Origin of the sequence: uncultured Campylobacter sp. (genome assembly GCF_938031315.1) — a bacterium.
Taxonomy (GTDB): Bacteria; Campylobacterota; Campylobacteria; order Campylobacterales; family Campylobacteraceae; genus Campylobacter_B.
In genome coordinates, this window is the sequence record NZ_CALHHT010000157.1 from 1 (window position 1) to 2493 (window position 2493).

5 protein-coding genes are annotated in these 2493 nt (G+C 40.3%); all 5 read right to left on the reverse strand.

Going from position 1 to position 2493, the window contains the following annotated elements:
* Positions 1–149 (reverse strand): type II toxin-antitoxin system HicB family antitoxin (locus tag Q0236_RS04225; RefSeq protein WP_367274732.1); only part of this gene is annotated, 149 nt, incomplete at its 3' end.
* A complete protein-coding gene (locus Q0236_RS04230; RefSeq protein WP_367274733.1) occupies positions 146–358 on the reverse strand; it encodes a type II toxin-antitoxin system HicA family toxin in 213 nt (70 codons plus the stop codon). The genes Q0236_RS04230 and Q0236_RS04225, both read right to left, overlap by 4 nt.
* 414 nt (positions 359–772) lie before the next feature.
* On the reverse strand, positions 773–1771 hold the full coding sequence (cas1, locus tag Q0236_RS04235) for a CRISPR-associated endonuclease Cas1 (protein WP_297915438.1): 999 nt from the start codon (positions 1769–1771) through the stop codon (positions 773–775).
* 16 nt (positions 1772–1787) lie between these two features.
* Entirely contained in the window at positions 1788–2066 is a 279-nt protein-coding gene (cas2, locus tag Q0236_RS04240; protein ID WP_297915440.1) for a CRISPR-associated endonuclease Cas2, read from the reverse strand.
* 8 nt (positions 2067–2074) lie between these two features.
* Positions 2075–2493, reverse strand: a 419-nt coding sequence (locus Q0236_RS04245) for a Dna2/Cas4 domain-containing protein (protein ID WP_297915442.1), incomplete at its 5' end; no start/stop codon positions are given.

The window sequence follows — 2493 nt, forward strand, 5'->3', positions numbered from 1 at the left end:
GCTATTGCTTCTGCTTCATTTTCGCCGTCACCCATAATATAAGGGAAGTCCTTATATCTTGCAAAATATCCGCCGCCCTCGTCATCGGTAAGTTTTCTTACGATTATTTCGTAAGGCAAATTTAGATAATAACTTTTGTCTTTTTTCATTTCTCTTCCTTTTTCAATGCTTTTAAAGCTTCTATGACGTAGATAACTTTCATAGGTCTCTGCCTAGGTATTGTTATCAAATCTCTACCGGGTTTTCTAAACTGCCAATGCGACGAGCCATTGTTTGTGGCTACATAACCGGCATTTTCAAGCAGTTTTTTAAGTGTTTCAAACCTTACATTCTTGGGATTATTTTCCAAATCCTTGATGTTTCAATTCCCAACGGGATGGAATTCTACAGCACGAATTTTGCCATTTTTCTAGGTAGAAAGTGTTAGGAGTATATATTTTTATGCCTTAAAATGGACTAAATTTAAAAAAGCGCCGATTGCTCAATGCCCAAAATTTCGGCATTTAAAAATCTTAAAAACAACTTTATCACTATCTATATGTATCGTGAGCGCAAATGTTAAAATCTAAATATAAAGATATTCAAAAATCGAAGTGTGAATAAAAAGCTGAAATTTTAAAAGCATATGCGTTTTTAAAGCCAATTCGTTCGCCGTTCCGTGCTTCAGATCAAATTTATTTCAAAAGCACATGCATCTTAAGAGGGCGCAATCTATAGGCACAAGTGATTCTAGTCAAAATTTCAAAAGCACGAATGAGCTTAAAACCCCAGCCTACCGCCATACCAGTCCCTCGTAAGGCACGCCTTCACAGACGTATTTTTTGATCTGATTTGCCTCGCGACGTATAATTTGACGCCAGGTTAAGCTCTGTCCCGCTACGTTCGCGCAAGATGATAGTTTCTCAATCATTTTTAGCTCGATTTTTTGCACCGCTTCTCGACCGAATCGAATACGCCCCGCATCCGTTTCAAAATCTTTTACCGTAATCTCGCGTTTATTTAACATTCCAAAAATTAATCTATCGCCTAAAATAGGCTTAAAAATCTCTGCAAGATCAAGATGCAGACTTAGCGCACGGTAGTTTGGCTCGTGTAAAAAGCCGATGCGCGGATCAAGCTCGGTTTTATAAATTTCGCTGAGGCAGACGTTATAAATACGCGTATTTACATAGCTAATGAGGGCATTAATTTTATCTGCCGGCGGGCGTTTGGAGCGCGTCGTAAATTTAAAACTGCGCTGATCCTCGATGATTTCGTTCCAGGCCGCGAAATACTGCTTGGCAAAGCCGCCTTCCACCGCCATTACCGCTGCTATGTCGCAGGCGCGCGCTAGAGCATCCAGATGCGGCGCAGTATCGAGCGAGACGCCGTAAGCCTTGCAATTAATGGCTGCATTTAAGATGCGAACGCGAGTAATCTCACGAGCGATAAAAAGGCGCTTAGAAAGATCATCAAAAGCCCGCAGCTGCGCCAAAAGCACAAAGCCGCTTTTATTTACAGAATTTGAAGTATTCGGGAAAAAACTGCCGCGGAAGCTCTGATAGGCGCTAAAAATATGCAACAAAATGTTATTATCAGCCAAAAACGCCATAGCATAAGTGTCAAGCTCTACCCGCGCCAAAATATAAATTTCATCAATTGCATTAATCGGCAAAATTTTACTAGTTAGAATTCCGCCCTCGTCGTTAAATTTATCGAAGTATAGATTATTATCTTTGCGGCGCAATCGGCCTGGGCTCAAAATAAAATGCGTGCGATCCGATTTTTGCATACTTTATCCTTAAATTTTAGCTGAATATTGCCTCGTTTTTATCGCACCCGATGACGAGACGCTGTGAATATTTGAGCGAATTAAAAGTATAAATTACTACCGAATCAAGCTTGCTGGCGCATTCTTTTTGCAAAATCGCCAGTAATTTTTTAAGATCGCTCGCTCTGATTTCACCTTCAAAAACACTGAATTGCACGCGAGGCAGAAACTTCTCGACCGCCTTTCGGACGCGTGCAGCGTTATTTTTCTCCTTTTCGTCGCTGCTTGAAATATCGTAAAATAAAATAGCGTACATTCTATCTCCTAAATGCAATAATCACGATAAGCGCAACTCTCGCAAATCTTTTGCGGTCTAAATTTAGGCGGCTTTGGCTCGTTTACAATGGCGGTAATGCCGTTTAGAATTATTTCGATTTTAGTGAAATTTTCGGCATTATCCTCAATGGCTATGACGGTTTTGCCGCTAATTAGCTTGCCTTTCACCTCTTTTAAATTTAAGCCTATTTTTAAAAGATAGATATAAAAAAGTAGCTGCATCTTGCCTGCTTCTGGATTTTTTAGGCTCTTTTTATATTCGGTGATGAGATAATGTCCGCGCTGCTTAGAAAGCTTGTCGAATTTCAAATTTGAAAATGCAAAGTCCTGCAAATCGCTCTCTTTGATATCCGCCAGCGCCTTGCCCATCAGCATGTTTTCATCTTCCTGATTGGCGTGAATATTGT

Coding starts and splice junctions, on each gene's coding strand:
- cas1 (WP_297915438.1), bottom strand. CDS start 1,771: ATGCAAAAATCGGATCGCACGCATTTTATTTTGAGCCCAGGCCGATTG.
- cas2 (WP_297915440.1), bottom strand. CDS start 2,066: ATGTACGCTATTTTATTTTACGATATTTCAAGCAGCGACGAAAAGGAG.